Annotated in this window: 23 protein-coding genes; 15 read left to right on the forward strand and 8 right to left on the reverse strand. The window is 44.3% G+C overall.

What is annotated here, in order from left to right:
- Window positions 1-105: 105 nt before the first annotated feature.
- Together IW644_RS05610 and IW644_RS05615 are read left to right on the forward strand one after the other, a co-directional pair.
- Entirely contained in the window at window positions 106-1,401 is a 1,296-nt protein-coding gene (locus IW644_RS05610; protein ID WP_269916770.1) for a sensor histidine kinase, read from the forward strand.
- Window positions 1,398-2,042 (forward strand): response regulator, encoded by a 645-nt coding sequence (locus IW644_RS05615; protein WP_269916771.1) that lies wholly within the window; start codon window positions 1,398-1,400, stop codon window positions 2,040-2,042. Before IW644_RS05610 ends, IW644_RS05615 begins: the two co-directional genes overlap by 4 nt.
- A gap of 53 nt (window positions 2,043-2,095) precedes the next feature.
- Here the strand turns inward: IW644_RS05615 and IW644_RS05620 are convergent, their stop codons facing one another.
- Entirely contained in the window at window positions 2,096-3,253 is a 1,158-nt protein-coding gene (locus tag IW644_RS05620) for an S-(hydroxymethyl)glutathione dehydrogenase/class III alcohol dehydrogenase (protein WP_269916772.1), read from the reverse strand.
- A gap of 187 nt (window positions 3,254-3,440) precedes the next feature.
- On the opposite strand from IW644_RS05620, the gene IW644_RS05625 reads away from it, so the two are divergent.
- The 6 genes from IW644_RS05625 (at window position 3,441) to ung (ending at window position 12,886) form a co-directional block, all read left to right on the forward strand.
- A complete protein-coding gene (locus IW644_RS05625) occupies window positions 3,441-4,319 on the forward strand; it encodes a LysR substrate-binding domain-containing protein (protein WP_269916773.1) in 879 nt (292 codons plus the stop codon).
- An 81-nt stretch (window positions 4,320-4,400) separates the two neighbouring features.
- Complete coding sequence (locus IW644_RS05630) at window positions 4,401-6,941, forward strand: excinuclease ABC subunit UvrA (RefSeq protein WP_269916774.1); 2,541 nt, start codon at window positions 4,401-4,403, stop codon at window positions 6,939-6,941.
- 379 nt (window positions 6,942-7,320) lie between these two features.
- Entirely contained in the window at window positions 7,321-9,786 is a 2,466-nt protein-coding gene (gene thrA, locus IW644_RS05635; RefSeq protein ID WP_269916775.1) for a bifunctional aspartate kinase/homoserine dehydrogenase I, read from the forward strand.
- Between the two features lie 45 nt (window positions 9,787-9,831).
- A complete protein-coding gene (thrB, locus tag IW644_RS05640) occupies window positions 9,832-10,776 on the forward strand; it encodes a homoserine kinase (protein ID WP_269916776.1) in 945 nt (314 codons plus the stop codon).
- Window positions 10,777-10,931: 155 nt separating this feature from the next.
- Entirely contained in the window at window positions 10,932-12,215 is a 1,284-nt protein-coding gene (gene thrC, locus IW644_RS05645; protein ID WP_269916777.1) for a threonine synthase, read from the forward strand.
- Window positions 12,215-12,886, forward strand: a complete 672-nt coding sequence (gene ung / locus IW644_RS05650; protein ID WP_269916778.1) for a uracil-DNA glycosylase — start codon at window positions 12,215-12,217, stop codon at window positions 12,884-12,886. Before thrC ends, ung begins: the two co-directional genes overlap by 1 nt.
- A gap of 75 nt (window positions 12,887-12,961) precedes the next feature.
- Here ung and IW644_RS05655 read toward each other — a convergent pair whose 3' ends face one another.
- The 3 genes from IW644_RS05655 to tal form a co-directional block, all read right to left on the reverse strand.
- A complete protein-coding gene (locus IW644_RS05655) occupies window positions 12,962-13,138 on the reverse strand; it encodes a DUF3545 family protein (RefSeq protein ID WP_012519516.1) in 177 nt (58 codons plus the stop codon).
- 362 nt (window positions 13,139-13,500) lie between these two features.
- Entirely contained in the window at window positions 13,501-15,150 is a 1,650-nt protein-coding gene (gene pgi, locus IW644_RS05660) for a glucose-6-phosphate isomerase (protein WP_269916779.1), read from the reverse strand.
- A gap of 15 nt (window positions 15,151-15,165) precedes the next feature.
- Window positions 15,166-16,125, reverse strand: coding sequence for a transaldolase (gene tal / locus IW644_RS05665; RefSeq protein ID WP_269916780.1), 960 nt, complete (start codon window positions 16,123-16,125; stop codon window positions 15,166-15,168).
- 387 nt (window positions 16,126-16,512) lie between these two features.
- Between tal and yaaA the strand changes: the two genes are divergently transcribed.
- Complete coding sequence (gene yaaA, locus IW644_RS05670) at window positions 16,513-17,289, forward strand: peroxide stress protein YaaA (protein WP_269916781.1); 777 nt, start codon at window positions 16,513-16,515, stop codon at window positions 17,287-17,289.
- A 278-nt stretch (window positions 17,290-17,567) separates the two neighbouring features.
- Window positions 17,568-17,729, forward strand: coding sequence for an RNA recognition motif domain-containing protein (locus IW644_RS05675; protein ID WP_269916782.1), 162 nt, complete (start codon window positions 17,568-17,570; stop codon window positions 17,727-17,729).
- A gap of 250 nt (window positions 17,730-17,979) precedes the next feature.
- Here IW644_RS05675 and IW644_RS05680 read toward each other — a convergent pair whose 3' ends face one another.
- Window positions 17,980-19,239: an MFS transporter gene (locus tag IW644_RS05680; protein ID WP_269916783.1), complete on the reverse strand. Its 1,260-nt coding sequence runs from the start codon at window positions 19,237-19,239 to the stop codon at window positions 17,980-17,982.
- A 541-nt stretch (window positions 19,240-19,780) separates the two neighbouring features.
- Between IW644_RS05680 and IW644_RS05685 the strand changes: the two genes are divergently transcribed.
- From IW644_RS05685 to IW644_RS05695, 3 genes are read left to right on the forward strand one after another with little or no spacing between them, the layout of a single operon-like run.
- Window positions 19,781-20,308, forward strand: coding sequence for a helix-turn-helix transcriptional regulator (locus IW644_RS05685; protein WP_269916784.1), 528 nt, complete (start codon window positions 19,781-19,783; stop codon window positions 20,306-20,308).
- Window positions 20,305-21,027, forward strand: a complete 723-nt coding sequence (locus IW644_RS05690) for an AzlC family ABC transporter permease (RefSeq protein WP_269916785.1) — start codon at window positions 20,305-20,307, stop codon at window positions 21,025-21,027. Before IW644_RS05685 ends, IW644_RS05690 begins: the two co-directional genes overlap by 4 nt.
- Window positions 21,017-21,364, forward strand: coding sequence for an AzlD domain-containing protein (locus IW644_RS05695; protein ID WP_269916786.1), 348 nt, complete (start codon window positions 21,017-21,019; stop codon window positions 21,362-21,364). Before IW644_RS05690 ends, IW644_RS05695 begins: the two co-directional genes overlap by 11 nt.
- A gap of 36 nt (window positions 21,365-21,400) precedes the next feature.
- Here the strand turns inward: IW644_RS05695 and IW644_RS05700 are convergent, their stop codons facing one another.
- Together IW644_RS05700 and msrA are read right to left on the reverse strand one after the other, a co-directional pair.
- Entirely contained in the window at window positions 21,401-21,922 is a 522-nt protein-coding gene (locus IW644_RS05700; protein WP_269916787.1) for a DUF421 domain-containing protein, read from the reverse strand.
- A gap of 115 nt (window positions 21,923-22,037) precedes the next feature.
- Window positions 22,038-22,640 (reverse strand): peptide-methionine (S)-S-oxide reductase MsrA, encoded by a 603-nt coding sequence (gene msrA, locus IW644_RS05705; RefSeq protein WP_269916788.1) that lies wholly within the window; start codon window positions 22,638-22,640, stop codon window positions 22,038-22,040.
- Window positions 22,641-23,213: 573 nt separating this feature from the next.
- Between msrA and IW644_RS05710 the strand changes: the two genes are divergently transcribed.
- Window positions 23,214-23,648 (forward strand): OsmC family protein, encoded by a 435-nt coding sequence (locus IW644_RS05710; RefSeq protein WP_269916789.1) that lies wholly within the window; start codon window positions 23,214-23,216, stop codon window positions 23,646-23,648.
- 70 nt (window positions 23,649-23,718) lie between these two features.
- On the opposite strand, the gene sodC is transcribed toward IW644_RS05710, so the two are convergent.
- The gene (gene sodC / locus IW644_RS05715; protein WP_269916790.1) at window positions 23,719-24,261 is read right to left on the reverse strand and encodes a superoxide dismutase [Cu-Zn] SodC; all 543 of its coding nucleotides are present in this window, start codon (window positions 24,259-24,261) and stop codon (window positions 23,719-23,721) included.
- Window positions 24,262-24,603: 342 nt separating this feature from the next.
- On the opposite strand from sodC, the gene IW644_RS05720 reads away from it, so the two are divergent.
- A complete protein-coding gene (locus IW644_RS05720; protein ID WP_269916791.1) occupies window positions 24,604-25,245 on the forward strand; it encodes a glutathione S-transferase family protein in 642 nt (213 codons plus the stop codon).
- Window positions 25,246-25,348: the final 103 nt, after the last annotated feature.

Here is a 25,348-nt window from a genome sequence, read left to right on the forward strand (position 1 = left end):
GCCAGAAGTCATGAATTAAAAAGTGACTTCTGGCCCATGCATTGAACTGTGTTTTTTGTCAAAGTAGCGCTATAAGAACGAAAAGATATAGGTAGTCAGACACGAATGGACATCTCAGTCTCTGCTCACAAGCAGGTGAAAATGGATATAGAGCACGCCTCAGCATGTATTACTTGGTTGGTGGTAAGCTGCTCTGCGCTTTATTTTCTCATAAACCAATTCTCGTTAGTGCATTGGCGTACACTATCCGCAGCAATTATTTTTATTACACTAGCGATTTGCTTTACCGTCATTAGTAAGCATCGAATGAACAATAGCTCAAGCCTTTATATTTTGGGTCTTATGTATTTCATTGCGGTTGTTAGCCAATTGGTTGTTCCTTATGTTTACCTCGCTATTTTCGTAGTGATCTGTTGCGCCATACTCCCTTATTACATGCCGTGGAAGCAGTGCGTTACCCTTTCCATTCCAATCTCTTTACCTACCGTTATTATTCAAAGCGCAGTATGGAATGAACAGTATGCGTTGTTAACTGGAGCGCTTTTTTGGACATTCAATGTATTCGCTATGATCATGTCTAACACGGCCATTAAAGAATCGAAAGCGCGAGAAGAAGCCGATGCGCTCAATCGACAATTACTGAGTACTCAGCAGCTAATGAAGCAGGCGCTTACTCAAGATGAACGCCTGCGTATAGCGCGAAACATTCACGATGTTTTAGGGCATCATTTGACGGCGCTTACCATCAACCTTCAAGTCGCGTCGAGAAAGGCGGATTTATTAGAGAGCACTGAATCGCAAGCCATAAAGCAACACGTTGAGCAGTCCCACAGTATTGCAAAGCTTTTACTCTCTGATGTCAGAGAAGCGATATCTGACATCAGAGAAAATGCGGCTATTGATTTTTCATTAGCGGTAAACGCACTGATTAAAGACTTGCCTAGGCCGGCGGTAAATCTACACATAGACGATAATTTAACGTTAACTAACGTGCGAATTGCCGATTGCCTGTTGCGAAATATGCAGGAGGCGCTAACTAACGTGGTCCGCCATACACAGGCGCATTATTTTTCCATATCACTAACGCAACACAACGGGGCTTACAAACTACTAATGCAGGATAGTATGGTGCCGCATACTGCTGATAAGAAACTAAGTGGCGAACAGCCAAGTAGCATAAAATTTTTCGACAAAGCACCATGTAGCTATACAGAAGGCGCTTATGAAGAAGGCGTTCAAGAGGAGGCGGGGCCAAGCGGATCAGACACTTCAAGTCATGTGGTGGCTGGCAATGGGCTCAAAGGAATGCAGGAACGGGTTCATGAGCTAAATGGAACTATCAGCTGGCAACAAACCGAGCAGGGTTTTCGCATCGCAATTCACATTCCGGAGGGCGAATGAAAACACGCCTTATTTTAGTTGAAGATCAAATGCTGGTGCGAGAGGGCATTAAATCGCTTTTAGGGCTTGATGACAGTGTTGAGGTTGTTGGGGAATATGAAAACGGTCAGCAGCTTATTGACAGTGAAAACGCTTCAAATTGTGATGTGATATTGATGGATATACGCATGCCCAAATTATCGGGTATTGATACTCTACTTGCGCTAAGTGATAAGGGGGTTAATACGCCGGTGCTAATGCTTACAACGTTTGACGATCATGAGTTGGTAAATGGCGCTATGCGCGCTGGTGCAAAAGGGTACCTGCTTAAAGATGTATCGCTAGAAACCCTGGTTGACACTATTACACAAATAAAAAATGGTAAAACGCTGATTCAGCCCGCGGTAACCGAAAAAGTGTTGCAAGGCTTGAAAGGACTGAACGTAGAATTTGAGTCGTTTGAAAATCCGGAGCCCCTTTCTGAGAGGGAAGTCGACATTCTTCGGTTAGTTGCCGCAGGTTATAGCAACAAGGAAATTGCGGATGCGATGTTTAAATCTACAGGCACGATTAAGAATCAAGTTTCATCGATCATGGCCAAGCTTGGCGTAAGAGATAGAACAAGGGCCGTGCTCAAAGCGTTAGAGCAAGGGATATTATAAGAAAAGGAGAAGCAGAGCTTCTCCTGAAATGTATAGCGCTAGTACAACTTAGCTTATTTATCCATATGCACAACTGAGCGGATGCTTTCACCTTTATGCATTAAATCAAACGCTTCGTTTATTTCATCAAGGCCCATGGTATGAGTGATAAACTCTTGAAGGCCAAAATCACCGTTTAGGTATTGTTCAACAATTCCTGGTAGCTCTGAGCGACCTTTAACACCACCAAAAGCAGAACCGCGCCATACACGACCTGTTACCAACTGGAATGGACGCGTTGAAATTTCTTGTCCTGCGCCCGCAACACCAATAATCACAGATTCGCCCCAACCCTTGTGACAGCACTCAAGTGCAGAACGCATGACGTTGACGTTGCCGATACATTCAAACGAGTAGTCAACGCCGCCGTCCGTCATTTCAACAATCACTTCCTGAATAGGCTTATCGAAATTCTGTGGGTTTACCACGTCAGTTGCGCCAAGCTGTTTTGCTAGGTCAAACTTACTTTCATTAATATCGATACCAATGATGCGACCTGCGCCTGCCATACGTGCACCAATGATGGCTGATAGACCGATTCCGCCTAGTCCAAAAATAGCAACCGTGTCGCCTTCCTGTACTTTTGCAGTTTTAAGTACTGCACCCATACCCGTAGTTACACCACAACCAAGCAGGCAAACTTCGTCTAGCGGCGCATTTTTGTTTACTTTCGCTAGCGATATTTCAGGTAAAACCGTGTACTCAGAAAACGTTGAGCAGCCCATGTAATGATAAATTGGCTCACCATCTTTAGAAAAACGACTTGTGCCATCCGGCATTAGGCCTTTACCTTGCGTCTCACGCACTGCTTGGCAAAGGTTAGTTTTACCTGATTTACAGAACTTACATTCGCCGCACTCTGCTGTATAAAGAGGGATCACGTGATCACCCACTTCTACACTAGTAACGCCTTCGCCCACCATTTCAACAATACCACCACCTTCGTGGCCTAGAATTGAAGGGAATACGCCTTCAGGATCATCACCGGACAGCGTAAATGCATCAGTGTGGCATACGCCAGTTGCAACGATGCGTACAAGTACCTCACCTTTCTTAGGAAGCTCTACGTCAACTTCTTCCATTTTTAACGGCTCACCCGGGCCCCAAGCCACCGCAGCTTTTGACTTGATGTGCGTTTGACCTTCTTGCAACGAATCTTTAAACGATGTCATGTGATGACTCCTTTATCATGAATATACGATGATGCTTTATAGGCCAAAGTATAGGAGACGGATTACTAATGATAAATACGTTTTTAGTAAATCACTATTTCATATTTGTAATAATTAATTTTGCCAAATAGAATGTAATAAGAAATAAGTACTGCGTTGAAGAACGTATCGATAGCGAGTGGCAATAATGAAATATCTTGAGGGAATAGCAGAATTTTGTGCTGTGGCCGATGTTGGCAATTTTACCGGAGCTGCGAACAAGCTAGATACGTCAGTGGCGCAGATAAGCCGCAAAGTCGCATCACTTGAAAAGCAGCTAGGCGTAAAATTATTACAGCGTACAACGCGCAGCGTATCGCTTACTGAAGCGGGTACGCAGTATTTTCAGCAAGTCTTACCCGCGTTAAAAGCGCTTGAAGATGCCCAGCTATCTGTAAGCGCACTTCAAGCATCGCCGCAAGGGCTCATTAAACTTACCGCTCCCGTCGCTTTCGGCGAAGCATTCATCGCGCCTCTGCTCAATACCTTTATGCAAAAGTATTCCGGCATTAGCGTGCAATGCACCTTTTCAAACGAAAAGCTCGATATTGTAGAGCAGGGGCTCGACCTGGCCATCCGCATTGGCAAATTAGAAGACTCGACCTTAGTTGCCAAAAAGCTGGCTACCCGACATTTATTTGTATGCGGAAGTAGGGATTATTTTAAAGAGCAAGGTCAGCCTAAAAGCATAGAAGAGTTAAAAGAGCACTCGCTGCTGGTGGGGTCACAGCCCTATTGGCGTTTACTTATCGATAATAAAATTCAATCAATTCCTGTACAGGGGAGAGTACGGTATAACAGCGGGAATGCCCTATGCAGCGCTGCGATTGCTGGTTTAGGTATTGCACAACTACCTGGGTTTTACGTGCGCAAAGCACTAGCCTCAGGTCAACTAATAGAACTGTTCCCTGAGTATAAAGACAAGCAAGAGGCTATTTGGGCGGTATTTCCTTCAAACCGAAATGTCGCACCTAAAATTAGATTGCTGGTGGATTTTTTAGCTCAACACCTCATATCAGACAGCTGACATGCTTGTTTAAAAATAGTGATCGAAATACAGCGCCTGTATCTAAATATTCTTTAATAAAGGTGATATGCAGGTGATGAAGTGCACAATGATAAGGGGAAAATTCACGTACGCGGCGCCCGTGTACACAACTTAAAAAATATCAGTATCGATATACCGCGAAATGAAGTGGTGGTGTTTACCGGTGTATCTGGCTCAGGAAAATCTTCTTTGGCTTTCGGTACGCTTTACGCAGAAGCTCAGCACCGTTATTTAGATTCAATATCACCTTATGCCAGACGGTTAATCGAGCAGGTGGAAAAACCTGACGTCGACGCAATAGAAGACTTACCGCCTGCCGTGGGGCTACACCAGCGCCGGGGGGCACCTTCAGTACGTTCTTCCGTTGGCAGTATCACCACGCTTTCTAATAGTCTGCGAATGCTTTATTCCCGGGCAGGCGATTACCCCGAGGGCCACAGCATTGTATATGCAGACGGTTTTTCCCCCAACACGCCTGAAGGAGCATGTGAACACTGTGACGGTATTGGAAAAGTTTTTGACACACAAGCGCATCGCCTTGTTCCCGACGACAGCCTCACTATACGTGAGGGCGCTGTGGCAGCGTGGCCTGGCGCTTGGCAGGGCAAAAATCTTGTAAGGGTACTGTTATCGTTAGGTATAGATGTTGATATTCCATGGCGTGAACTACCTCAAAAAACGCGTGACTGGATTTTATTCACTGATGAAATGCCTCAGTTACCCGTCTATCGAAACTATAATTTAGCGCAAACCCGAAAAGCACAACAAGAAGGTGAATCTGCCAGCTACAATGGCAAGTTTATCAGCGCGCGGCGTCATGTGCTCGATACTTTCAAAACGTCTCAAAAAGAGAAAATGAAGCAGCGAATTGCTCCCTTCATATCTGTTGAAGCATGTCCGGTTTGCAGTGGAAAAAAGCTCAAGCAAAATGCGCTAGCAGTGAAAGTTGACGGTTTAGATATTATTGATTTTTCAAGGCTGCCACTACAGCAAGTTCACGAAAAGCTTCAGGCGTTAAGAAATTCAGTTGACGGCGATACGTCGGAGCGTGGTCAGGTAATACGCAATATTACGGGCGACATTATTGAAAGGGTGAAACCCATAATAGCGCTTGGGCTTCATTACCTGTCATTAGATAGAAGTACAACAAGTATCTCAGTAGGCGAACTACAGCGATTACGTCTGGCAACTCAGCTTAAATCAAACTTATTTGGCGTTGTCTTTGTGATGGATGAACCCTCATCAGGTCTTCACCCTCGCGACGTAGAAGGGCTTATTCGCGCGCTTCACAATATTACCGAAACGGGAAATTCACTGCTTGTTGTCGAGCACAATCCTTACGTTATCAAAGGCGCTGACTGGGTTGTAGACGTAGGTCCGAGAGCTGGAGTGAACGGCGGTGAGCTTGTTTACAGTGGGCCGGTTAAGAAGCTGGCAAGCATAAAAAACTCCCCAACGGCAGACTATGTTTTTAACAATAAAGCCCTAAGCCAGCGTATCAAACGTAATTCGTCAGGGGTATTACGGTTAAAAGACGTGTCTAGAAATAATGTCAGCCATGTTGATATTGATATTCCTCTTGGTGTGATGACCTGCGTCACAGGCGTTTCGGGCTCTGGAAAGTCGAGTTTGATTAGCCAAGCATTGGTTGAGTTGGTCAAAGATGGTTTAAGTACAACCGAGAAAGAAGGAAAGCGAGCGCAAGAAACAAGAGAAACGAAGGAACTGCTTACTGATGCCAATTCGCTTCTTGCTCATGACGCTTTTTCTAATGAAAGTGAGCTGCAGCAAGGCCGCATTGAAAGCGGGCTTGAAGAGTTAAGCCGTATAGTTGTGGTAGATCAGTCTCCCATCGGCAGGACACCTCGTTCAACATTGGCAACCTATACCGGTATATTTGATCAAATCAGAAGTTTATTTGCTTCAACCGAAGCAGCAAAATCCCGTGGGTACGATGCGGGTCATTTTTCGTTTAACGTCGCAAAAGGGCGATGCCCACATTGTGAAGGTTTGGGTGTGGTATCGGTAGAACTACTGTTTATGCCGAGTGTTTATTCCCCCTGTACCGTTTGCAACGGTAAGCGTTTTAACGAAAACGTACTGGAAGTCGGTTACAACGAACACTCTATTGCTGATGTACTATCGCTTACGGTTGAAGAAGCGCTATCTGTATTTGATAGTAATCAAGTCATTACGCGGGGGCTTCAAATACTAATGAATGTAGGGCTTGGCTATTTAACCCTGGGGCAAAGTGCTACTGAATTATCAGGCGGCGAGGCGCAGCGCATTAAATTAGCGTCAGAACTTAAACGTGCTCAAAATGCTAATACCCTTTATGTGCTCGATGAACCTACAACAGGTTTACACCTTTCAGACACCTCGCTACTTATGCAGCATTTAACCACACTAGTTGAAGCGGGGAATACGGTGGTGATGGTTGAGCACAATATGCAGGTGGCTGGGGCTTGCGATCACATTATAGATATGGGGCCAGGCGCAGGTGATGAGGGAGGAGAAATCGTTGCAGAAGGTAGCCCAGAGGAGGTTGCTGAGGTCCAACAAAGTGCAACAGCCCCATTTTTAAAGGCGAGTTTGGCCTAAAGAAAGGTTTTCACTGGATGAGTTCTGTTTTAATGATCTTAGAAATAAGCAGGTTTTAAAGCTATCAGAGTACTAGTAAGTCGACTAAGAAACAGCTTGAACTCGTATTTGTACCTTAAAAAGAAATATTAATTAAAGAGTGTTTCATATTTTGCAATACAGTGTGGTGAAAACTGCGGTTGACTTATAGACGTCTATACGGCAAATTGCTTGTATGAAAAAGATTCTACTTACTCGCACCACCATTATGTTAATTACCACCTTAACAAGGGCGGTCGCTGACTAGTGCAAGTAAGCAAAAGACAACGAAAGCCCGCCTAACACAGAGCGGGCTTTTTTTTACACACGTTTTAGCATGCGTAACCTTAAGGAGCAGCATATGAAAGTCTTAAAGTTTGGGGGTTCTTCTCTAGCCGATGCACCGCGATACATGCGCGTTATGGAAATTAGCACGGCAACCCACCAAACCGACGGTGCTGCGGTTGTACTTTCTGCCCCCAAAGGGGTGACGAACGCGCTTTCACTACTTTGTGAACAAGCAGCCGCGGGTGAAGATTTCCAGCCATTATTTGATAAGTTGAACGACACGGTTACCGGCATTGCCAATGACCTAAACGATGAGTTCGACGGGTTTGAGCACGCAAGCGTGGTGGAATTTATCAATAGTCACTTATCAGTATTAAAACAGCATCTTGAAGGCATTAAGCTGCTCGGCGTTGCGCCAGATAATGTTGCTGCTGGTATTCTTAGCATTGGCGAATACATCTCGGTGACGCTTTTTAGCGCTATGCTATCGGCTAAAGGGATCGCAAATCGCGTTATCGACCCAGTTAAATATGTACTTGCCGAGGGCGATTACCTAGACAGTATTGCCGACGTATCGCTAAGTAAAGCACGTTTTACAGATGTACCTACTGATGGCAGTGAGTTTTTGGTTATGCCTGGTTTTGTCGCTGTTAATGAAGCAGGCGAAAAAGTAACCCTAGGACGTAACGGCTCTGACTATTCAGCAGCTATCTTGGCGGCCTGTATCGACGCAAGCTGCTGTGAAATTTGGACTGACGTAGACGGTGTCTACAACGCTGATCCAAATCAAGTTGAAGGCGCGGTACTGCTTGATAAGCTTACTTATCAAGAAGCGATGGAGTTGTCTTACTTCGGCGCAAAAGTGCTTCACCCCAAAACTATTGGGCCTATCGCTCAGCACCACATTCCTTGCTTAATCAGAAATACGTTAAACCCGGCAGCGCCTGGTACGCTAATCAGTAATGAAAAAAGCGAAGTGTGGACGTCGGTTAAAGGTATTTCACAGCTTGATAATGTCACTATGTTCAACGTGGCCGGCCCAGGCCTTAAAGGCATGGTGGGTATGGCGAGTCGTGTGTTTGAGGTGATGTCTAACGCTAATATTTCAATTAGCCTTATTACTCAGTCATCTTCGGAATACTCAATTAGTTTCTGCATTCAAAGCAAAGACGCCAGCCGTGCATTAACGCTACTTGAAGATGCATTTGCGCTAGAACTACAAAACCAGCTGCTGGACCCTATTGAAGTGCGTCACGACTTGGCCATTGTTACTTTGGTTGGTGACGGTATGCGTCAAACTAAAGGCTTGGCAGCGCGCTTCTTTAACTCGCTTGCTCAAGCGCGAGTAAACAATGTTGCTATCGCACAGGGCTCTTCAGAGCGTTCTATTTCCACCGTAATCGAAAGTAAGCGTGCTAAGAAAGCAGTAAAGGTTATTCACCAGAATTTTTTCTCTGATCGCCATACCATAGACGTATTTCTAGTAGGGTGTGGCAATGTAGGAACCGAACTGCTTGGCCAAATTCAAAAGCAGCAGCCAGCACTTTTAAAACGCAATATTCAACTGCGCGTTTATGGTATAGCCAATAGCCGTAAATTGCTGTTGAACAGCCAAGGTATTGATTTGAGCAGCGATTGGAATGCGGCACTTGATTCTGCAAGTGAAGGCTTGAGTGTAGAGCGTCTGCATCAGTTTGCGAACGATAACAGTTTGGTCAACCCGGTCATTGTTGATTGTACTAGCCATGAAGCCATCGCTAATCAGTACGTCGATATGATGGAAAGCGGCTTTCACGTAGTAACGCCTAACAAAAAGGCGAATACTTCCGCTATGGCTTATTATCGTAAGCTGCGTAAAACGGCACTTACTACAAATCGTCAGTACCTTTATGAGACGACAGTAGGTGCGGGTCTTCCTGTTATCGACAACCTACAAAAACTGTTCAGCGCAGGTGATGTGCTGCATCGTTTTGAAGGTATTCTTTCAGGCAGTTTATCTTACGTATTCGGTAAGCTTGAAGAAGGAATGAGTTTGTCTCAAGCTACACAAACTGCCAAAGATAATGGTTTTACCGAGCCAGATTCTCGCGACGATTTAAGCGGTATGGACGTAGCGCGTAAGTTACTTATTATGGCCCGTGAAGCCGATTTAGAGCTTGAGCTTTCTGATATAGAAATTGAGTCAGTGCTGCCTGCGGGATTTGCAGAAGACTGTTCTATCGACGAATTTATGCAGCAGCTACCTGAGTTAGATGCTGCGATGAATGAAAAAGTTGAGGCGGCTAAAGCGGAAGGCAAAGTGCTTCGCTATATTGGCAGCATTGAAGATGGAAAGTGCAAAGTTAGTGTACAGGCCGTACCTGCTAGCAATCCGCTTTCTCAGGTGAAAGACGGCGAGAATGCGCTGGCGATTAATAGCGACTACTACAGCCCAATTCCTTACGTAATCAGAGGATACGGTGCAGGTGGTACGGTTACCGCGGCAGGGGTATTTGCCGACATTTTACGTACTATGCCGTGGAAACAGATGGCTCATTAATGGCTAATTTAGTTAGCTATGTGCAAGCGAAGTAAGAGAAATTATATGAAAGCATTCAAGGCCTTTGCGCCGGCATCAATTGGAAATGTAAGCTTAGGCTTCGACGTACTTGGCGCGGCGCTTGCGCCAGTAGACGGCACCAAGCTAGGTGACGAGGTAGAAATAAAAGCGGCTGAATCATTTTCATTGGAAACAGTGGGTCGCTTTGCCCACAAACTTCCGGGTGATGCAGATAGCAATATTGTCACTAAGTGCTACCACTATTTTTGTGAGCAGATGGAAAAAGCGGGAAAGCTAACGTCTCCTGTTGCACTAACGCTACATAAAAACCTACCTATTGGTAGTGGTCTAGGTTCAAGCGCAAGTTCTATTGTGGCAGCGTTTTCGGCACTCAATGCTTACTTCGATACGCCATTTGATGAAGATACGCTACTTATTATGATGGGTGAGCTAGAAGGTCAAATAAGCGGTAGTATTCACTACGATAACGTTGCGCCATGTTACTTAGGTGGTATGACTTTGATGACAGGTAGCGACGCGCCGGTCACACTGTCTTTACCTCTTAACGATGACTGGTACTATGCAGTGTGCTATTCGGGGATTAGCGTATCGACGGCGGCAGCGCGTGACATCTTGCCTAAGCAGGTGGATATGTCGACGGCGCTTACCTTTGGCCGACAACTTGGCGTGTTTGTTCATGCCTTACACGCGGGTAACTTTGACTTGGCGGCGTCGGTAATGAAAGATGTTATTGCCGAGCCTTACAGAAAATCGCTACTGCCAGGTTTTGATGAAGCTCGCGCGTTTAGCGAGCAAGCCGGAGCATTAGCTTTTGGTATTTCGGGCTCGGGGCCCACGGTGTTTGCTGTATGTCCAAGCAAGGCGCAAGCGGAAGAAGTCGCAGCATATTTAACCGCGAACTACATTCAAAACGAAGATGGCTTTAGCCATGTGTGCCAAATACCAAGCCAAGGTACTATTATTTCTTAAAAGACATGATTTCTTAAAGGCATATGATTTCGCAAAGGTACATGACTTCTTAAAAGCACATGATTTCTTAAAGTCATAGTAATTTATAAAAGCACTGTGATTTTTTAAAAGATTAAAAGGGCAATCTATCTGCCCAACTATAAAGGTAACAGCAAGTGGAATTGGTAAATTTAAAAGATTCATCGGACACAGCAAATTTTGCCGAAGCCGTTAAGCGGGGCTTAGGTAAAAACCAGGGGCTTTATTTTCCAGAGCATATTCCCACTCTAGATAATATTGACGAACTGTTAGAAAAACCGTTTGTCGAGCGAAGTATTGACGTGCTTCGCGCACTTATTGGCGATGAGCTGAATAACGGCGAGTTAGAAGAGATTGTTCAAACCGCGTTTGCGTTTGGTGCGCCGGTTGAGCAGGTTAATGATAATGTCTACAGCCTAGAGTTATTCCACGGTCCAACGCTAGCGTTTAAAGATTTCGGCGGCCGTTTCATGGCGCAAACGCTTTCACGCATCAGCGAAGGCAAGCCAATAACTATTTTAACCGCAACATCAGGTGATACAGGGGCCGCGGTTGCTCACGCGTTTCATGGTATCGATAACATCAACGTGGTTATCTTGTTCCCGAAAGGAAAGATTAGCGCGCTGCAAGAAAAGTTATTCACCACGCTAGGCGGCAATATTCATACTGTTGCAGTAGAGTCTGACTTTGATGCATGCCAATCCTTGGTTAAAACAGCATTTGACGATCCTGATGTACGCGAGGGGCTTCACTTAAACTCAGCAAACTCAATTAATATCAGCCGTTTGTTGGCGCAAGTGTGTTACTACTTTGAAGCGGTAAGTCAGCTGCCTAAAGAGAAGCGCGAACAGCTTGTTATTTCAGTACCTAGCGGTAACTTTGGTAACCTGACTGCTGGTATGATTGCTAAATCCTTAGGTCTACCTATTAAGCGTTTTATCGCGGCAACTAACCTAAACGACACTGTGCCTCGCTACCTTAAAACAGGTGAGTGGGACCCTAAAGCGACTGTGGCAACCATGTCTAACGCGATGGATGTTAGTCAGCCAAATAACTGGCCTCGTATTGAGGCGCTTATAGAGCGTGGTTACATCGACAAGTCGTGTCTTAAAGGTGAAATGGTAGACGAAGAGTATACCCAGCTTGCAATGCGTCAATTAGCCCAACAAGGCTATACCAGCGAGCCTCATGCCGCTATTGCCTATCGCGCGGTAAGCCATGACTTAGAAGACGGTGAAATAGGTTTGTTCTTAGGAACGGCACACCCAGCTAAGTTCAGAGAGACGGTAGAAAACGTATTAGGTAATCCTATTAGTCTACCTAAAGCGTTGGCCGACGTAGCGGGAGAAGACAGCTTAGCGGTTGACTTACCCGCGTCTTACGATGCACTTAAACAGCACATGATGGACTTACTTAAGTAATGTCATCATCGGAGTTGACTTGGCAAAGCACGCTAGGTGATGAAAAGCAAAAAGACTATTTTGTTGAATTGCTTGAGCGGGTGAAAAACGCTCGTGAAGCGGGTAGTGTTATTTACCCGCCTCAGTCTGACGTATTTAATGCATTTAAATACACCCCGCTTGATAAGGTTAAAGTCGTGATCTTGGGGCAAGATCCCTATCACGGACCTAATCAGGCACACGGGCTATGTTTTTCAGTAAAAGCGGGCGTTAAGACACCTCCATCTCTGAAAAACATGTACAAAGAATTGTCAGCCGATATAGACGGTTTTAGCGAGCCTAAACATGGTACGCTTACGTCTTGGGCAGAACAAGGCGTACTCTTACTTAACACCGTGCTAACGGTGGAGCAAGGGAAAGCGCATAGCCATGCTAAATGGGGATGGGAAACCTTCACCGACAAGGTTATCGATGTGGTCAATACGCACTGCCACAACGTTGTATTTCTTTTGTGGGGAAGTCACGCGCAAAAAAAAGGTAAGCACATAGACCGTGAAAAACACCACGTTTTACATGCACCTCATCCATCTCCGCTTTCAGCGCACAGAGGCTTTTTAGGTTGTAAACACTTCAGCCAAACCAACCAATATCTGGTCGACAAAGGTAAAACGCCGATCACCTGGCAGGTATAGCGTTAGCTTTTGCGCTAAGCATTTACACCATGCTAGAAAGTAAAAAGGCCGCCTGTGTCACAGGCGGCCTTAAATTTATCTTTCCAGTGTTTCTAGCTCGTACTCGAAACCACAGTCGAGTTCGGCCAGTTCTTTTTCTAATTTGTAGCGATCTTGTAGCGCTTCGATTTCTCTCCACTTACGTTTTTTACTTTTGGTTTTTGCTGGGCTTGCTTCGATGTCTAACATGGCAAATAGATCTGATTTATCCACTGGGATCTCCTTTTTATACCACTACAACTAATACAGAGTTTTTTGTTTTTAATTCCCTCTGTACAATTTTGTATCACAGCCGCCACTAAAATAAAATAGTTTAATTTACCTTTTATTAACAAATTGTGACGATATGATGACAAGGGCAAGGAAAGTTCAGTGTGTTCAAAGCGTAAACAAAAACTGTATCTAATTGAATCTATTTGTTTTATTAGTAATCAAAAATACAGCGCTACGGATATCAAAAATGTCTGTCGTATGCTTGATAAGCACCGCAACAAAAAACGGCTAGCTTCCGAAAAAGCTAGCCGTTCAGTTTGTTATTTGCACCAGGTGGGTGATTTTAAATCACCTCGCATTCCTTATTTTGGTGCATTCGCTGCTCTGAATTTAGCAATCAATTGTTGTGTTGAAGCGTCGAAATTATCTTTGTCTGCTTCGCCTTGAATGCCAGCAAGTACTTGGTTTCCTAGTACTTTACCTAACTCTACGCCCCATTGGTCGAATGAGTTAAGGTTCCAGATAACACCCTGAACGAATACCTTATGCTCATACATTGCAACCAGCGCGCCAAGTGTTTTAGGTGTAAGGCTATCGAATAAGAAAGTGTTGCTAGGCTTATTACCAGGCATGGTCTTATGGGCAGCTAAACGCTTGCGTTCTGCGTCGTCTAGGCCTTTACCGTCTAGATCTGCATAACATTCTTCAAAAGTTTTACCCTGCATTAGTGCTTGTGTTTGACCAAAGCAGTTAGACGCGAGCATAGCGTGATGCGTGTCGTCTTGGTTAGGAACGTTAAGTGGCAGCATGAAGTCTGCTGGTATCACGCCAGAGCCTTGGTGAATAAGCTGGTGGAAGCTGTGCTGACCGTTTGTTCCTTCGCTACCCCATATAATAGGACCAGTAGGATAGTCTACATTTTCACCTTCTTGCGTGACTTCCTTACCATTACTTTCCATATCTAACTGCTGTACATAAGCAGGTAAACCGCGAAGATAGTGGTAATAAGGCAGTAGTACATGAGATTGTGCATCGAAGAAGTTTCTGTACCATACGCCTAACAACGCAAGCAATACAGGCATGTTTTCTTCAAGCGGGGCCGTCGTGAAATGTGTATCCATTTCAAATGCACCTTCAAGCAAGCCTTTAAAGTTTTCAAAGCCAAGAGCAAGTGAAATAGGCAGGCCGATAGCTGACCATAGCGAGTAACGACCGCCAACCCAATCCCACATAGGGAAAATGTTGTCGGCGCTGATACCAAATTCGGTCGCTGCCTTAACGTTTGAAGATACTGCTACAAAGTGCTTAGCGATATCTTCTTGTGTACCGCCAGACCTTAAGAACCAGTCTTTAGCCGTTAGCGTGTTCTGCAGCGTCTCTTGGGTAGAGAAAGACTTTGATGACATTACCACCAAGGTCTCTTCAAAATCTACGCTAGATAGCACATCGTGAATGTGGCAACCATCAACGTTGGCAACGAAGTGAACCTTAACCGCTTCAACCGTGTGCGGTTTTAACGCCTCGGTCATGATTTTAGGGCCAAGGAACGAACCACCAATACCAATCGCTACAATGTGCTTGATAGGTTTGCCTGTATAGCCTTTGTGTTCACCATTGTGGATTGAGGCAGTAAAGGTTTCAATTTTTTCAAGGGTGGCGTGTACTTCAGGCATGACGTCTTCGCCGTCTACCACTACTTTACGGTCAGAGAAGTTACGAAGTGCGGTGTGAAGCACAGCACGACCTTCTGTTGAGTTAATTTGCTCACCAGAAAACATTGCGTCGCGCAGGGGCTCTAATTTACAAGCACGAGCTAGGTCAAAAAGCCCTTTAAGCGCATCGTCATTTACACGGTTTTTTGAGTAATCAAGAAAGATACCGCAGGCTTCAAGCTGCATCTTTTCTGCGCGATTTGCATCTTGTGCAAACCAGTCGCGCATATGGGCATCTTTCACCGCTGATGCAAGTTCAGACAGCTTTTTCCATTCGGGAAGAGAAGTTAAAACACTCATTGTCCAGTCAGTTCCTTATGCACTTAGTTTTTCGCGAAGCATGGTTTCAAGCTTCTCTTGGTCAGCTGCGAAGTTGCGAATGCCTTCAGATAGCTTTTCCGTTGCCATCGCATCTTCGTTCATTGCCCAGCGGAACTCACTTTCTGTTAGACGGTCGCCTGGCGTTTTTGTCGCGCCATTGTCTTTAAGCTTAACTTCTAGTTCACCTGGCTCGTTGGCTAGTTCTTCAAGTAGTGCAGGGCTGATAGTTAAGCGGTCACAGCCAGCTAGTGCCTGAATTTCGCCAATGTTGCGGAAGCTTGCGCCCATTACAACCGTGTTGTAGCCGTGCTCTTTGTAGTAGTTATAAATTTTGGTCACTGACACCACGCCTGGATCTTCATCTGGAGCGTAAGACTCAGTGCCAGTCGCTTTTTTGTACCAGTCTAGAATACGGCCTACAAATGGAGAGATAAGGTAAACGCCTGCCTCTGCACATGCTTGCGCTTGGGCGAAACTAAATAGCAGGGTTAGGTTGCACTGAATACCTTTTTTCTCTAGTGCTTCAGCAGCTTGAATACCTTCCCACGTAGACGCAATTTTAATAAGAATGCGTGACTTATCGATACCTGCATCTTCGTATAATTGTACCAAACGCTCTGCTTTTTCAATCGTTGCGGCAGTATCAAACGATAGGCGGGCGTCAACTTCTGTTGAAATACGGCCTGGGATGGTTGCAGAAATTTCTTTACCAATGGCTACTGCTAACTTGTCAGAGGCATCAGTTAACTGCTGGTCAGCATCGTTTGACTGAAGTTTTGCCCACGCTACAGCGTCATCGATTAGGCTTGCATACTGAGGAAGACCTGCTGCTTTTAGCAGTAGCGACGGGTTGGTAGTAGCGTCAACCGGCTGATATTTTTTGATGGCATCGATGTCGCCGGTATCGGCAACTACGGTAGTGATATCACGTAATGAAGCTAACTGATTGCTCATAATTCTCTCTGTACTTTATCAATAATAAATTTGGACAACTCGCTAGAATAGCCAGTTGAATAAAACGATACGCTTGCGCGTTTTTGTAGGATATTGCGCTTGCGTTTTCTCTTTGTTTACTTAGCTTGTAAAAAAACAAACTAAGCTAAGTCGAAAATAGCGCTTTGGTTTTCAAGAGGCACCCATAAGCCGTGCATCAAGGTTATTGTTTGAATATTTTTTGTAATGCTATTTATATCAAACCCGTGTGACAATTCATACATTGAATAATGACAAATTCGCTAATCGGATTTCTCTGTTAAGCCAATTTGTGTCTTTCTTATGCCATTTTGCTTTTTAATAGGTATCAGGTGGTACAATAGTGATGTAAAAATTTAAGGAGTCGAAATGTTAGTTGTAGTATCCCCAGCAAAAAACCTAGATTTTGAAAGTGAAGTTCCAGTAAGTCAGTTTACTCAGCCCGAGATGCTTGAAGACACTGAACGTTTGATGGAAGTGTGCCGCACTTTATCTCCGGCAGACTTATCATCGCTAATGAAAATAAGCGATAAACTGGCAACCTTAAATGCTAACCGTTTTGCTGAGTTTTCTACACCGTTCACACCAGAGAATGCGCGTCAGGCAATGTATGCATTTAACGGTGATGTCTATACTGGGCTTGATGCTTATTCGCTAGACAGCGACACCGTAGAATACGCACAAAAACATCTTCGTATTTTGTCTGGTCTATATGGACTGCTAAGACCACTAGATTTAATGCAGGCCTATCGTCTAGAAATGGGGACTAAACTGGCTAACCCTGAGGGTAAAGACTTGTACGCGTTTTGGGATGACCGCATTACCTACGTCTTAAATAAGGCGTTGGAAGCGCAGGGGGATAACGTATTAATTAACCTTGCGTCCAATGAATACTTTAAAGCAGTAAAGAAGAAGTCTTTAGACGGCATGATCATTACGCCAACTTTCAAAGATTGCAAAAATGGTCAGTATAAAATTATCAGCTTTTTCGCAAAGAAAGCCCGCGGCTTAATGGCGCGCTACATTCTTGAAAATCGTGTTGAAGACGTAGAAGGCTTGAAAAACTTCGATGTAGACGGCTATCAATTTAGCGAAGAGCAAAGCTCATCAACAGAATTGGTATTTCTGCGTAATCAAGAAAGTTAACAGCTTTTTCGGTAAATATAACTGATAGTTGAACGGGGCTCAGCAGCTTCACTCTGGGTCAGCTACAGAATCTTCACCTTCGATACATAGCCATCGCATTTGCGCGATGGCTATTCTATATCTGGGTTTAATCACACGCTTGCAATAGTTGAAGTCAAATCTTTTCACTTCTTTGTAAGAAAAACGAATCGCCGTAACACGGCAAGATTAGCTATCATACTAACTGCTGCATGCTACACTATAAACAGTACTTTTCAGCCACAAAGTAAGGCAAAAACTTGAGCATATTAGTTCGTAATCTACCCAAATCATTCACCCAAGAAAATCTTGAAGAGTTGTTTTTTGAGTTTGGCACTATAACGTCATGCGACTTAGTGATGGATGATAACTCGGGTTTATCTAAAGGCTTCGGCTTCGTTGAAATGAGTTCCCAAGAATAAACCGACAAAGCCATTGAAACGCTTAACGCCAAAGTTATCGAAGGTAAAAAGATTCGTGTTAAGTGGTCAAATCAAGAGAAGAAGCAAGCAGCAATAGACGATGCTCCCGCGCCTAAAAGAGACATCCCCGAAGATGTATGGGGAATTGCTTCTCGTAATAATTCTGAAATTGAAAATGATGCCGAGCAATAGCTAGGGAAACGTAATTGACTAGCGCCGACCACGAAGGTTGTCAGCGCTAGACATTCATTTAACCAGATACGGTTGCTGTCTTTACTTGGGTATTGCGTGTAGTCATAACAATAGCTAGCCATACCAACACACCACCTCCGGCTAACGCTAAACCTACCCAGCCCGTGGATGTATAACCAAATCCTGCTGAAAGAGCCATACCTGCCAACCACGGGCCTAGCGCATTAGCGGTATTGAATGCTGCATGATTCATAGCACCCGCTAAGGTTTGTGCTTCGCCAGCTACATCCATTAAACGAGTTTGAAGTGGTACTACCATACCGCCGCCTATACCAATGAAAAACAGTGAGGCCGCCATCAGGTACGGGTTGCCCATAGACGCGGCGTAAGCCGCTGCAGATAAACCTAGTAGAACTTGAAAGACGATAGCTGAGGTTAGAAGCCTGCCTTCAGAATAGCGCCCAGCAATAATGTTGCCCAGGGTTACGCCGATGCCGTAAATAAGCAGGGTTGCTGAAATTCCCCATTCAGGTGCTGAAGTCGTGTTTAAGTATGAGGCGCTGAAATAAGAGTACACAGAGAACATTCCACCAAAACCTATAGCGCCCATAAGTAGAACTAGCAGCACATCTTTGTTTTTTAGCGCTTTAAGCTCAGTTAACGGTTTGGCATCCGGGTTTGGCCCGCGATACGGTGCCGTTTTCCACACCATTAATGCGGTGACTAAGGCAAAGGCTGAAATAATAAAGAAGCCTGTTCTCCATCCGAACATTTGACCTATACCACTAATGGAAGGCACACCAATAATATTGGCAATAGCTAAGCCTAAAATGACATTACTGACAGCTTGCGCCCGTTTATTCTTACCGGCAATGTCAGCAGCAAAAAGCATGGCAATACCGAAGTAAGCACCATGTGGAAGCCCTGCAATAAAACGGGCTATATTCATTGTCCATTCTGACCATGCTAGTGCTGTTAGCAAATTCCCCCCAGCATAAAATACCATCATTGAGATAAGCATGGTGCGCCTGGCAAGGCGAGAAAAGAAAATAGTGATAAGCGGCGCGCCTACTACAACGCCAATGGCATAGGCACTAATCGCATGGCCAGCAACGTTTTCAGTTATACCAAAATCTTCAGCGAAGTAGGGTAGTAAGCCCATAGCAGCGAATTCGCTGCAACCTATTACAAAAGTACCGAAAGCTAGCCAGAATGTAATAGTCGCTAGTGAATATTCTCCCGCCGCTAATTGTTCTTCCGAACGGGCTCCCTTATACGCTGCCTGAGTAGAAGTGATATCGTCAGTTTGATTCGCCATAAACTATCTGTGTTCCTTCATATCGTACCATTCAGTCGCTTGCTTGCTGCTTGAGCACGGCGCACTTGCACAAGGTTAAAATACAAAAACCGGCAACTGGTATGTTTGCCGGCTTTCTATTTTTAAAAGCTATTACTTTGGCTATTCAAAAAAGGCCAAAAGCCTCAAGCTTGTGCTACGTTCATTCATTAATAAGCTGAGATCTTAGCAGCGAATGATCCTTTAGTAACGGTAGCTGATAAGATTTCTTAATCTTTTCAGCGCTTTAAATGTAGTGTGTTTGTTAATGATTTGATTCACGTTATTTTCTCAGTAATGCACATGAGTGCTAACTCAATACTAAAGTGATTGTTTTCTGAGCGTTAAAGCTCGCAACATCTGCCGTTTTTACTCAAGTAACTATTAACATTTTATGCAGGGCTAGCTGGCATAGCCGGTTTTATCTTTTAACGATTATTCGTGTCAAAAAACAAATTTCTTGACTTTACTTCGTTCTATATATAGAACGTTCTGTAAATGGAACAAATTGGTTTGGCGGCGAGTGAATCAATCTACCCTCAATATTCTAGGTAGGCATCTGCAGAAACTTAGGCAGGATAAAGGTGTCTCTCTGTCTCAATTAGCCGCAGGTGCAGGGATTGCAAAATCTAACCTCTCTAGGCTAGAGCAGGGCAATGGCAATCCGACGTTAGATACTATTTGGCGATTGGCCAAACAACTAGACGTGCCCTTTGGTCAGCTTGTTCAGCCCCTTAGCACAAGTGTAGGAGAGAATGGGGTGGAAGTGCGACTCATTGAACAAGGACAGGGTATACCTAATGTTGATGCTTACTGGATGTCGGTCGCACCTAATACATTGCGAGAAGCCGAGTCACACGCGGCTGGAACAAAGGAAACCATTACAGTAATAAGCGGTTCGTTAGAAGCTGGAAATATTGGCAGTACTCAACTCTTGCTCCCCGGCCAAACTACCGACTTTAGGGCTGATTTACCTCACGTCTACAAAACTCAAGATGACTGGGCAACCTGTCTTATCACTATCGTTTATCACAAAGAGGCAATGGAATGAGCCAAATTTCTTCAAAAAGTGGGCTTAAGCAGGGGATCATAGATGGATTACCTTTGTTAGGCGGGTATATTCCAGTTGCTATTTCATTCGGCGTTATCGCTATTCAAGCTGGCTTTTCTACGTTGGAAGCAACACTCATTTCTGTGTTCATTTACGCCGGCGCGTCGCAATTTCTTTTAGTTGCCATGGTGGCTTCAGGTGCTCCCCTATGGTTAGCGGTGTGTATGACATTACTAGTCAACATACGCCATGTGGTTTACGCGCCTAACTTAGTCCCTTATTTACCACAAAGTAGGGCGTGGCCCTACTTAATGCATGGTCTTACCGATCAAATTTTTGCGCTAGCCCATACACGTTTACCCTCTATGGAAGACGCAAAGAAAGTTGATTGGTTTAAAGGTGTTTCCATGGTGGCGTGGTTTAGTTGGATTCTGGGGACTGCACTGGGCGGGTTAGCTGGAGATTCGCTTACACAGAAATGGCCTGTCTTAGATAGTGTAATGCCGTTTGCCTTACCAGCTTTGTTTCTCGTTCTTTTAGCGCCAAAGTTCACCAGTAAACAATGGGTGGTTACCTTATTGGTCACTATCTCTATCGCCCTTTTCATTGCACTTAGTAGTTTTAAAAATGCGGCTATTCCTTTAGCTGCACTGTTTGGGGCGCTTACATTTTATGTTCTTACTTCCCATGTCGGAAGGAAACCGTCTCATGCAAACTGATATATGGGTGGCAATTATCGTAGCTGCTATAGGCACCTATGCATTACGGGTTGCACCATTGTTATGGACACAGCGTCATTTCAATAAACACAAAGCCAACAATTCCGAAGCGCGCTTGCCTACCTGGTTGAGCGTGTTGGGACCATTAATGATAGCCGCTATGTTGGGAGCTTCTCTTGTTCCTAAAGTGCCATCACCGTCTAGTTGGATAGCCACTGGTGTTGCAACAGCCATAACAATACTCGTTTGGCGTAAAACCAGAACATTGGGCCTACCCGTCTTTTTGGGCGTCGCCGTTTTTGGCGTAATATATTGGTGCGCTTTACATTTTCTATAGATATAACGCAGGTTAAGTGAAAAAGTTAAATGATAGTTAGCCTTTTACGCTTTTCGTACCCTCTAACAAGGCTTCTGAGCAGTGCTCGCCATGTAGCACCGAAATGTCGCCTGTTGTTTCCAGGACTACAGCCCTAACTTCATCCAGATTCAATACGTTAGCTTCCCGTAGCTTGGCTAACAGATCACTGCGTGCCACTCGGGTTTCTTCAAGGGCACCATCAATAATTTCGCCATTTCTCATTAGAACAACCGGCGTGTTTTGCATTATCGCTTCAATCTTATCGGATTTTCTACGAAGCTTGGCGGTGATCGACTGCACGATAAACAAGGCTGCCATTGCTATCATGGCTTGAATGAAAGCAATCCAATTAGTTGTTTGTGATGCACTGGCGAGCAATGAACCCACTGCTACCGTCATAACAAAGTCGAAGTTTGTCATCTTCGAAAAAGAACGTAAGCCGTTAATACGAACCAGTAATACTACCCATACCATTGCCATCGAGGTAAGAAAAAGACCTCTACATATCAAATCAAGCGTTGGGCTAGCGCTAAACATACACATCTCCTAATATTGCTATGGCATCAATATCCATTTGTTTACATAGAATATTAACAATACGCAGAGCTGAAGCGTTGAGATTTATGCTTAGCCAAACTCGCTATATACTATTTTATTTTCCCATGGCTTTGTCGCCCCAAATTTCTTTTAAGCGCTGGTCGCGACCACAGTTCCAACGGTAGAATTTATAGCGAACAGGACTCTTCTTATAGAAATCTTGGTGACCTATTTCATCACCTTTAATTGGATAAAAAGTAGAGGCGTCAAGTATTGGCGTCACCACGTCTTTATTCGGAAACTGGGAGATTACGTCAGCTTTTGTTTTTTCGGCGATAGCGCGTTCTTTATCGTTCGCAACAAAAATAGCGCTAAGGTAGCTGGGGCCTTTATCGCAAAACTGCCCTCTGTCGTCAAAAGGATCAATGTTTACCCAAAAATGATCGAGGATATCTTCATAAGAAAGCACATCGCCGTCATAAGTAATTTTGACCGCTTCATAATGCCCTTTGTGATTGCCGTTGTAGGTAGGGTTTGGTGCGCTTCCACCAGTAAACCCAGAAACTACGTCGGTTACACCTTTTAACTTTTCAAAGTCAGATTCCATACACCAAAAGCAGCCTCCCGCTAAAATAGCTTCATCGGCTTTTGTAGATGGTATAAATACCGCGGCACTCAAAGTTGCACCGAATAATACTGCGGTGATTGTAGATTTCATTTTGTACCTTTTACGTTTTGACAGAGTCATATAGCTATGCGCTATGGCTCAGTTTTCCTTCTAAGCTTTTCGACTTATAAAGTAAGGCTATGTTAGTGAACATATACGAGTATTAGATAAAGAACGGTTTAGGCTGCAATTTATTTCACCGCAGTTTGAAGCATCACTTTTTCCTCGCTTATAAAAGAAAAAGCTTAGCCAGCGATTAATAGCATCGCACTAGAATCAAAAAACAATTAATACCAAAAGAGGGTAAGTAAAATTTTCATCAGACTCTGTAGCCTGCGTTCATCGGTAGCAAAGTGAACGTCATATTATTTCGCGCCACTGCTCTGTAGCCCTTCAATGACAGGGGGTGAAGTAAGAGACTTTTGGTCGGCAGAGCACTTGCATCTCAGCCATTACGTGTGAGTCAAAATACGCGACAACTCGTGATTTCACTTAGTGAGGTAGTTCAGCTTTGCTTAACGCTATTAAAACACTGCTTCACTTCGTACAGCCGGTTGTCGTTTGTTTATATCTCTAAAAAGGGCTTGGCTCAGGTTTTATTAAGTAGAAGGTAAGGAAGATAATATGTCTATAGTCAAATCAGGTAGTGCAACATACAAGCCGTTAGGTAAAAAAGGGAAGGGCAGCATTTCTACGGAAACAGGCACTTTGTCCAATCAACCTTATGGTTTTAATACGCGGTTTGAAGATGAAAAAGGAACAAATCCTGAAGAGTTAATTGGCGCAGCCCATGCGAGCTGCTTCACTATGGCACTTTCTTTTGCATTATCCGATGCAGGGTATGAAGACGGCGAATTAAATACAACGGCCAAAATTAGCCTAGACAAAAGCGATGACGGGTTTGAAATTACTCAGTCGGCATTGACGTTAGATGCTGAAGTTGACGGTATTACCGAAGACGAATTTGAAAAGATAGCCCAAGAAGCGAAGGATAATTGCCCCGTCTCTCAACTGCTGAATGCCAACATTACCTTGGAATACCGGTTGAATAAGGGCTAAATATTTCAGCCAATAAAGCAGAACAAAAAAGAGCGGCTTAACAAAGCCGCTCTTTTGTATTAATTGTGGTTTATTTGCTAATTACACCACACGCCACACGTTTTCCACCGCCGCCGAGCTTTTTAGGTGAATCAGAATAGTTGTCACCACCGGCGTGAATCATCAGTGCACGACCTTCAATATCTTCCAGTTCAAGTTCTGGCGCGAAAATTGGCTGAGTAGCCTCACCTTCTTCATTAACATACAGCACAGGAAGATCGCCTTCATGACCGCGCTCAGACCATGGAGCTCTATGTTTATCGGTATTTTCTGGGTCAAAGTGACCGCCAGCTGCGCCACCTAGCACCTTTTTTCCATCCTTTATTGCTGAGGAGCAATCTCCATTTTGATGAACGTGGAAGCCATGGACTCCTGGCGTTAACCCTGACAGCTTAGGTGTGAATACCACGCCGTCATCATCGTGACTACTCACCATAACTGTACCAATAGCATTGCCAGTTTCTAAGTTTTTCATCATCACTTCTTTTCCTTCTTCATGATGACCGGCAAAACTCCCAGCACTTAGCACTAAAGAAATTGAGCCTGCTAAAGTAGTAAGTAAACGTTTCTTCATAGTATTCTCCTTCACTAAATTAATGATTCGTTTTCGAGCAACTACAAAGTAAACCAGCATAAAACAAACCAGTTCGAGCGAAGTAAAAGAAAAGGTGCTGAAGTCTTTATCAGTGTAAGCCTTAGGCCATACATAGCTCTCAGCTCTTTAAAAAATCCCTTACGTTGGGTGCAAGACTTATAGCGTCCTATGAAAAAGTTACCGAATGCTTTTCTATGTTTTATGAAATGAAGGCGGGTAAGTTTGTAGTAGTGTGGTAAAACTCAGTAACAATATGGTAGTGGCACTTTTCTCATATTCGACTTACAGTTAGCCCACTTTCAGTTTTTAAAGGATATTGTTATGTATACACTTTACGGTTATCCGAAAACCCGCTCGGTTCGCGTGGCATGGGCGTTGGAAGAGCTCGGCTTGCCTTTTGATTACAAGTTGATTGACCTAAAACAAGGGCAGCACCTGTCAGAGGAATATAAAGCCATAAGCCCGGCTGCAAAAGTTCCAGCGCTAGCGACACCCGAAGGCACCTTGACTGAGTCTGCTGCTATTGTCACCTTTTTAGCTGAAAGACACGGCATGCATGAATTTATCCCAGAGGCAGGCAGTTTTGAGCGTGCAAAATATGAAGAGATGATGCTGTTTCTTACCAGTGAGTTAGAGCAGCCCATTTGGAATTTGGCAAAACACACCTTTGCCCTGCCAAAAGAGCAGAGGCTTGAGCAGATGCGCGAAGTAGCGATGTGGGAATTTAAGCGAGTGCTGCCTGTGTTCTCCTTTATGCTTGGCGATAAAGAGTTTGTTTGCGGCGGCATGTTTACCATGGCCGATGTGATAGCAGGCCATATTTTGGCGTGGGCGAAAGGCAGTAAACTTGATATTACGCTTGACGGTAAAACAGATAATGTAGGGGCTTACGCGAAACGAGTATTGGGCCGTGAAGCCTATGAAAGAGCATGGCGACAAGAGATGGCTCATTTACCTGAATAGTTTTTTACAGCGTTGAAACAGCCTTGGGCTGGTTTAACGTGGTGCAAATTAAAAGCCTTGCTAAGTGTTCAATAGATAACAATTCATCAGATGTGAATTTTAT

Source organism: Alteromonas sp. PRIM-21, from assembly GCF_027563165.1.
GTDB classification, from domain to species: Bacteria; Pseudomonadota; Gammaproteobacteria; order Enterobacterales; family Alteromonadaceae; genus Alteromonas; species Alteromonas macleodii_A.